Below are 8,142 nucleotides of genomic sequence, written 5' to 3' on the forward strand. Positions count from 1 at the left end.
AAACAGACGGGAGTCACGGCAAAGGGGTCAAAATCCAGATCTCCGAGAATCAGGACGGTACTCTCAACTTCAAAGCCATTGAAGCCAAATACACCGATCTGGCCACCTGGAACAGCCTCAGTAGCGCACAGCAAGCTACCTACTTTGAAACATCCGGTACAGCGACATCCGTAGCGACGTCCAACAGCGATACAGGCTATGGCATCAGTGATATAGCTGTGAACAGTGGTAGTGCTGTCTCCGGATTCCTGGATACTGTTACGGGTAAAAACGTTGATCCTTTCTCTTCCGTTGAAAACAGCTCAAATGGCACCGTCGTCGGCTCTGTCACAGCAACCGACGTAGAGGGTGATAACCTGGTTTATAGCCTGACAAATGATGCCGGTGGCCGATTTGCTATCAATAGCGCTACCGGTCAGATTACTGTTGCCGATGGCAGTCTGCTGGATTATGAAGCATCCAGCAGCCACGTCATTACCGTTCAGGTTAGTGACGGTCAGCTAGCCTCACAGCAGAACTACACCATACAGCTAAGCGATACCAATGATGCTCCGGAACTGGTTGCCAGCATTAATAATCAGACTGTGGCGGAAGAATCTGCTTTCAGTTACACCATACCGGCCAACGCCTTTTCCGATGATGATGGTGATCCACTGAGGTACAGTGCCAGCCTGGCTAATGGCGATCCTCTGCCCGCATGGCTGGCTTTTGATGCTGCAACCCGAACCTTCAGCGGAACACCTGACGATAATGATGTTGGTAGCCTGTCAGTCAAGATTTCCGTTTCGGATAGTTATGAGACGACGGACGTTTACTGGTCATTGGATGTCACCGCTGTCAACGATGCCCCTGAATTATCGAGCAGTCCTCTCATCGAGGGAATTGAGGCAGCCTACAGTTTCGCAGATAACAAAGACCTATCAGGTAATGGTAACCATCTGACCCTTAGCGGTAATGCCTCACTGGGCAGCGGACGAAACGGTAGTAATGTCTTTGAAATGGTTGGTACCCACGGCAGTGGTGAAATCTCCGGGCTTGAATTGGGTGGAGCTATGACCATTTCTGCCTGGGTGAAATACGACAGCCTGAGCCAGAACTGGTCGAGGATAGTTGACTTTGGTGATGGTCCTGGCAGCAACAATATTCTCCTTACCCATGTCGGCACCAGTGAAACACTGGCGTTTGAAATCTATGACGGAGCCTCCCTGGAAGGACAGCTTCATATCAACAACTTTTTCACCGCAGGCGAGTGGGTTCATGTGACCGCCACCGTTGACGATACCGGGGCAATGCGGGTCTATAAAAACGGAGAGTTGGCCGGAGAGAATCTCAACGGGGCTTTGATTCCAGAGATTGTCAGATCAAACAACTACGTCGGCAAGAGTAATTGGAGCAATGATGGTGATCTGGACGGTTCCGTAGGTGAACTTGCTATTTTCAACACTGGCCTGGGTGCTCATCAGGTCAAAGCCCTCTATCAAGCTGACTCTGTAGAAAATCTCATTAACGATTCCTTCCATGTGGCTGAACAGACAGCTAACGGCATTGTTCTGGGTTCAGTAGCGGCAACGGATGTTGATAATGCCAGTCACCAACTGACTTACTCATTGATTAACGACGCCGGTGGCCGCTTCACCATTAACAGTGCAACCGGTGACATCTCCGTGGCTGACAGCACTCAGCTGGATCATGACAGCAACCCTTCTCACACAATTACGGTTCAGGTGAGTGATGGCCAGCTCAGCAGTACCCGCGACTACACGGTTTATGTCAACCAAAGCAAACTGTCTATCAATGAGGATACAAGTTATACCCTGACTCTGAACGATCTGAGCAGCAGCGACCAGGAAGCGGATGCCATGACCCAAATCAAGGTATCCACTTTACCTGACGAGGGAACCTTGAAGCTCAATGGCGTTGTAGTGACGGCAAACCAGGTCATCAGCAAAGCGGATATTGAAGCAGGCCTTCTGGTATTTGAGCCAGACAGTAACGAAGCCGGTAATAACTACACGTCTATCGGCTTTAATGTACACGACGGTAGTAGTTATTCTGGTGAGCACACCCGAACATTTGATGTTGCAGCAGTGGTGGACAGCGTCACCATGAATGATCTCAGCACTGTAGTATTGAACAGTAACTTTGATGGCAACAACCCAGATGGCTGGCAACGAACTAACCCTAACGGCTTCAGCAGTTCACAATTTTTCAACAATCAACTGGTTAACTATCATTCGACTCAGTCCTACAGAAACATCGATACCAGTGACAGTTCAATACAGACCTACGAATTAACGTTCACTCTGCATCATGTAAGATATCAATACAATACCACCAATATCTGGGTAGAATGGAATGGACAGGTAGTCGCAACCTATACAGAACCGCCTGGTTCAAGCACTCATACATCGACCAAAACCATCCTTTTAAACGCTACGGGTAATCCCACTACAGAACTCAGATTCCGAGAGGATCATAACTACTTCATGCTGGATGATATCCAGATTAAGAAATTGATTACTGTAGATGAGGATACCACTTTCAGTTTACCGGACCTTGGCATTACTCAGGTCGACACCGACGGTTCTGAAACGCTAACCGTTTCCGCCGACGGAGTCCCTGCAGGAGCAGTGCTCACTGATGGCAGCCACTCGATAACAGCGGATGGCACCGCTGTTGACATTTCCGGCTGGGACTACGCCAACCTGCAGATAACACCACCGGCAGACAGCACAGATACCATGAATCTGATCTTCACAGCCACCACGACAGAGAGTAATGGTGACAGTTCGTCGGTCAGTGAAAACCTGTCCATCAGGGTCAACTCGGTAGACGACAAGCCTGTATCATCAGACAACAGTCTTTTATTAAAACAGACGGACAGTTACACCTTCAGTGCCCACGATTTCAGCTTCAGCGATGTGGACGCTGGTGACACCCTGCAATCCATTACCGTAACCTCTTTGCCTGCTTCCGGCACTTTAACGCTGAATGGCATGGCTGTGACAGCCGCTCAGGTCATTACCGCAGCAGACCTTGATAATCTGACTTACACAGCCCCGGCCACTGATCCGGATCTTGGCACCAGTTTTGGCTTTACGGTGAGCGATGGCAGCCTTTCCAGTGATCCACAGACATTCACCCTTAATGTGAGAGGCACCTACTCTCAAAACCTTCTGACCAACGGCAGTGGTCAGAATGGCACCTCTGACTGGAACATTATTGAAAACGGTGGTAACGGCTGGGCTTCAACAAACGACAGCCATGACGGCGACGGTAAGGGTTGGATTACTTCCCACCAATGGGCTAAAAAGTCACAAACGATAGATCTTCTGGCTAAAGGCTTCACCGAACAGTATCTGGATTCTGCTCCTGACATCGGTGTCAGTGACTGGTTTAAAGATACCCACCTCAATGATGATTATTACCTGAAAGTTGAGCTGCGGGACGCCAGCCATAATGTCATTGCCTCCTACGACACTGGAACACTGACCGCAAACGACAACTGGCAGGAAGCTGCCAACACTTTCAGTAATTATGGTGCCGGTGTCCGTTATGTTTATTTTGAGCACGGTGGTAATGATCAGGAAGACTGGGCTGGTCACTACGGGACCGTCATTGATGACTCAAAAGTGTTTCTAAAGGTTGGTGATGTTGATCTCGTGGGTACCGATTCCGGAGAAATGATTGATGGTACAGCGCAGTCCGACACGCTCAAAGGTGAGGGTGGCGCAGATACCCTTCTGGGTGATGCCGGGGATGACCTGATCTTTGGTGGTACGGGTGAAGATACGATCACAGGCGGAGCAGGTGATGACATTCTCACGGGGGGGGATGACAGCGATACCTTTGTCTGGCTCTCGTCTGACCTCGGATCAGTTGCCACGCCTGCCGAGGATGTCATCAAGGATTTTAACACAGGCTCCGGCGGCGATATTATCGATCTGAGTGACGTTCTGGACGATGATTCAACGCCTCTGGACCAATACCTGAGCCTGAACTTCGATAATGGCGACACCACCATCGAAGTGATGCCAGACGCTGACGGCGATGTTACCCAGAAGATCAAGCTGGAAGGCGTTGATCTCTCAAGCTACGGAGGAGGCAGCACCGACTCGGAAATCTTGAGCAACCTGATCAGCGACGGCAATCTTCAAATCGATTGATCAGCCACTTATTCAATAGAAGTTTCTCCATCCAGACCTGTGTGGTTCATGGTCCAGGCTCCAAAGTCAGAATCCCGGATCATAACACCGACAAATGAGCTCCGATCAAACCGTGCATGACTGAACTCAGCCTGATCAATGGTAATGTGATCCAAGCGACAGTGGTTAAATGATGGGCTTTCTTCCAGGCTATAGCACTCCCTAAACTGACCCTGCTCAAAAATCACCTCATTGAACCGGGTACCTTCCATTAGAGCTGAATCCATGTCGACCCGGGTAAAATAACTGTTCGAAATCCGGGTCCGAACCAGTTTGGGAACATTGAATTCGCAGTCTGTCATAACCACCTTGTTCAGAATACCACCGGAAAATACCGGCCCTTCCTGAAAGCTGTCACACCCTCTGAACTGACAATCTTCCATCAAAACATTATTGAACTGAGTGCTCGTCAGTGTGCAATCCCTGAACTCCATATTCCTGAGCTGAGAACCGGTAAAGTTCGCGTCATCCAGAAAGCCATGAATAATCTGGCTGTTATGCATTTTTAAACCCATGCATGAGCTGCTATGAAAACTTTGAGCCCCCATATTGCAGCTATCAATCACAGCATTATCCAGACAACTCTGATCAAAATTAACCGCAAACAGATTGCAATCCACCAGACGCGCTTCATCTAATCGGCAATGTCTCAGATCAGCAGCTTCCAGGGAAGAATCTTCGAAGATAGTGCCGTTCAGATCTGCACCTCTGAAATCAGCCCCGGACAAATCACAGCCTTTAAATCGGGCTCCACGCAACTGAGCTTTTTTAAAGTTACAGCCTCTCAGGTTTGTCTGATTAAAACAAACCCTTTCGAGATCTTTGCCCTCCAGTACTGCACCTTTCAGTATCTGTCTGGAAGGTATGTTCATTCCGGGATGTAAAAGATCGGGAAGTTCACTCACCAAATCATCAGATGCCGAGGTATTAGTCACGACTCGAGCATCTCTGAATGGCTCGATAGCAATACAGTATTCACCCAAACCTTTCAGCAGGATGGCACTTTTTCTATTAAGACCTGAGGTTCTCATTCCCTCTGTAACCAGTACATCAAACCTGCCCAGTCCCTCACGGGCATTCTGACGGGTATCGTTATTTTTTCCTGAATCGGACACCACTGCGCCTCCCTGGCTGATATTTTTAGCGATCAAATATGGAAATCATCGCCATCAACGCAGGGATGATTATCTTCGCATTCGGCTGTCTATAAGAGTCGTCCGATGAACGGTAAAGTTTAGAATGCGGTCACCCAAAAATATTGATAACTGCGCAGGCAGGAAAGCTGCCGAGCCGCCATCAAACAGGGAGCGTTATGGCTCTTAGTCAGAAAACTCCAGAACATGACTGACAAGATCCAACACAACATGCCGTATATGATGGTCATCCAGCTCATACAGCACCTGCTTACCATGGCGGGAAGATTTGAGAATTCTGGCTTCTCTGAGCCCTCTGAGATGATGGCTGGTCAATGGTTGAGACATTCCTGATATTTCTGACAGGCAACAGACAGGCTGTGGAGTATCAATACAGGCCATAACCAGTTTGAGGCGCCCTTCATCCCCCAGAAGCCTGAAAATAGAGGCTAGTCTGGCCAACTGTTCTGAAGAAATTTCTGGTAATTCAGCACGACAGGGCTGATGGGATTCAGTCATAAAGAGTTACATTTTAAAAAGTATATTGAGTGCAAATCGCCATGAACTAAAAGTATCAGCTCACGCTGGATTAATACAATAACTGCCATTGACTGATATTTCATATAGGAACCAAACGTCAGTTAACGATTGACGCGGACAAAATGCCAGAAGGTCACTCCCATACTTTTATACAGAGATAACATTCACATCAAACAATGTACGGACGAAATGGCAGAACCTTCAATCTCAAATTTGCTGCGTCTTTAACCTGTCTGAATAGGGTTTTATCGGTAATAAACTACGTACTGCTTTATGACAACAACGGATAAGAACAGATCCTGTAATAAGCACGCATGATTACTTCGGCTTTTCCTGTCTATTTAAGATATAGAGCAAGACTTATCCTTAGACCCACAAATCATGACAGTGATATGCACCCTTGCAAGCTGGTATAAAGTCCAAAATCCCGAGGTTGCCCATCATCACCCACACATTGCACGAAGTGTAGATAATTTCATTGTGGGTTTAACATCTGATGCACTCTCCAGAGCCATCACTGGAACGGAATAATGACCGACCTAGATTCCAACAGCGTTCATACCGGCCTTTCAGGTCGTATGCTTCTCGAAAACCCTTTGCTGAACAAGGGCACTGCCTTCACTTTTGAAGAGCGCAGCGAACTGGACCTCCATGGCCTGTTGCCGCCACGTGTTGAAACACTGGAAGAGCAATGCCGCCGCGCCTATAAATCATTTGCGATCAAGCCCACTCCTATTCTCAAGCATATTTACCTGCGCTCCCTGCAGGATACCAACGAAACGCTTTTCTACGCTCTGGTTCAGCGTCATCTCCAGGAAATGTTGCCAATCATCTACACCCCAGTGGTAGGTCAGGCCTGTCAGAGATACAGCGATCTTTATCGTCGACCTCGTGGCCTCTATATCTCTTACCCTGAACGCGCCCAGATTGACGCCATGCTGGCAAACTTCAAGCGCAACATTGAAGTCATTGTAGTGACTGATGGTGAGCGTATCCTGGGTCTGGGCGATCAGGGGATTGGTGGTATGGGTATCTGCATCGGAAAACTATCCCTCTACTCTGCCGTCGGTGGTATTACTCCCAACCTGACATTGCCCATTACTCTGGACTGTGGCACTAACAACAAGAAGCTGCTGGAAGACCCTAATTACCTGGGGTGGCGTCATGAGCGCATCGGTGAAGACGATTATTTCGAATTTGTCGAGATGTTTATCCAGGCACTTAAACGTCGCTGGCCAAGTGCTCTGCTGCAATTTGAAGACTTCGCCATTAATCACGCTACGCCTTTGCTGGAGAAGTACCGTGATGAACTCTGCACCTTTAACGATGACATTCAGGGTACTGCCGGTGTCACTGCTGCCACCCTGATGGCTGCAGCCAGAGCTGCCGGTAAATCTGTTGAAGATCTGAGCGTTGCTTTCCTGGGCGGGGGGTCTGCAGGCTGTGGGATTGCTGAACAGATTATCCGCCTGATGGTGGGTCGTGGATTGTCTGAAGAGGAAGCCCGCAAGCGCATTTATATGGTTGATCGCGACGGTCTGGTGCACGATCAGATGGAGGGTCTCCGTCCATTCCAGCAGAAGCTGGCTCACCGTTTTGTGGACATTGAGAACTGGTCAGCCGAGGGCAGTATTTCTCTGGCGGATGTCGTTCGTATTGCCAAGCCAGACGCGATCATTGGTGTTTCTGGCCAACCCGGCCTGTTCACCCGGGAAGTCATTGAGAACATGGCGGTCAACCACGAGCAGCCTATTATCTTCCCACTGTCGAATCCGATCAGTCAGGTAGAAGCCCTGCCTGAAGACATTATCAAATGGACCAACGGCACGGCGCTGATTGCAACAGGCAGCCCGTTTGAGCCGGTTCGGTTCAATGACCGCGCTTACCCGATTGCCCAGTGCAACAATATCTATATTTTCCCCGGTCTGGGTCTTGGCGTGCTGGCCTCTGGTGCTGGTCGCATCACTGACAAGATGCTCGATGTTGCTGTAGAAACGCTGGCATTGGCTTCTCCCGCTCTGGTGAACAGAGAAGCACCTCTTCTGCCTTTGTTGGATCGCATTCAGCATGTCACCAACGATATTGCTCTTGCCGTTGTTCTTCAGGCTCAAAAGGAAGGTCAGGCCCCCGTCACTGAGTTGACTGATCTGGAACAAAAGATCAGAGCAAAACGCTGGAGCCCTGAGTACCGGCGCATCCGTATGTCCTTCTGCTAGCAGCCTGTCGGACTTAAGGCTGTCCTACTGCGGTTGCAATAAATTGGT

At 49.0% G+C, this 8,142-nt stretch carries 4 protein-coding genes; 2 read left to right on the forward strand and 2 right to left on the reverse strand.

Annotated features, from left to right (window positions below):
- On the forward strand, positions 1-4,166 hold a 4,166-nt coding region (locus KDK19_RS23180; protein WP_257293046.1), incomplete at its 5' end, for a cadherin domain-containing protein.
- 8 nt (positions 4,167-4,174) lie between these two features.
- Here the strand turns inward: KDK19_RS23180 and KDK19_RS23185 are convergent.
- Both KDK19_RS23185 and KDK19_RS23190 read right to left on the reverse strand, forming a co-directional pair.
- The gene (locus tag KDK19_RS23185) at positions 4,175-5,320 is read right to left on the reverse strand and encodes a pentapeptide repeat-containing protein (RefSeq protein WP_257293047.1); all 1,146 of its coding nucleotides are present in this window, start codon (positions 5,318-5,320) and stop codon (positions 4,175-4,177) included.
- 204 nt (positions 5,321-5,524) lie between these two features.
- On the reverse strand, positions 5,525-5,857 hold the full coding sequence (locus KDK19_RS23190) for a helix-turn-helix transcriptional regulator (RefSeq protein WP_257280953.1): 333 nt from the start codon (positions 5,855-5,857) through the stop codon (positions 5,525-5,527).
- Positions 5,858-6,408: 551 nt separating this feature from the next.
- Between KDK19_RS23190 and KDK19_RS23195 the strand changes: the two genes are divergently transcribed.
- Entirely contained in the window at positions 6,409-8,094 is a 1,686-nt protein-coding gene (locus KDK19_RS23195; RefSeq protein WP_257254881.1) for an NAD-dependent malic enzyme, read from the forward strand.
- Positions 8,095-8,142: the final 48 nt, after the last annotated feature.

Origin of the sequence: Endozoicomonas sp. ONNA1 (genome assembly GCF_024606325.1) — a bacterium.
In the GTDB taxonomy this organism is placed as follows: domain Bacteria; phylum Pseudomonadota; class Gammaproteobacteria; order Pseudomonadales; family Endozoicomonadaceae; genus Endozoicomonas_A.

Bases quoted from the DNA above. Each gene is read 5' to 3' on its own strand.
- KDK19_RS23195 (WP_257254881.1), top strand. From the start codon at position 6,409: ATGACCGACCTAGATTCCAACAGCGTTCATACCGGCCTTTCAGGTCGT.
- KDK19_RS23190 (WP_257280953.1), bottom strand. From the start codon at position 5,857: ATGACTGAATCCCATCAGCCCTGTCGTGCTGAATTACCAGAAATTTCT.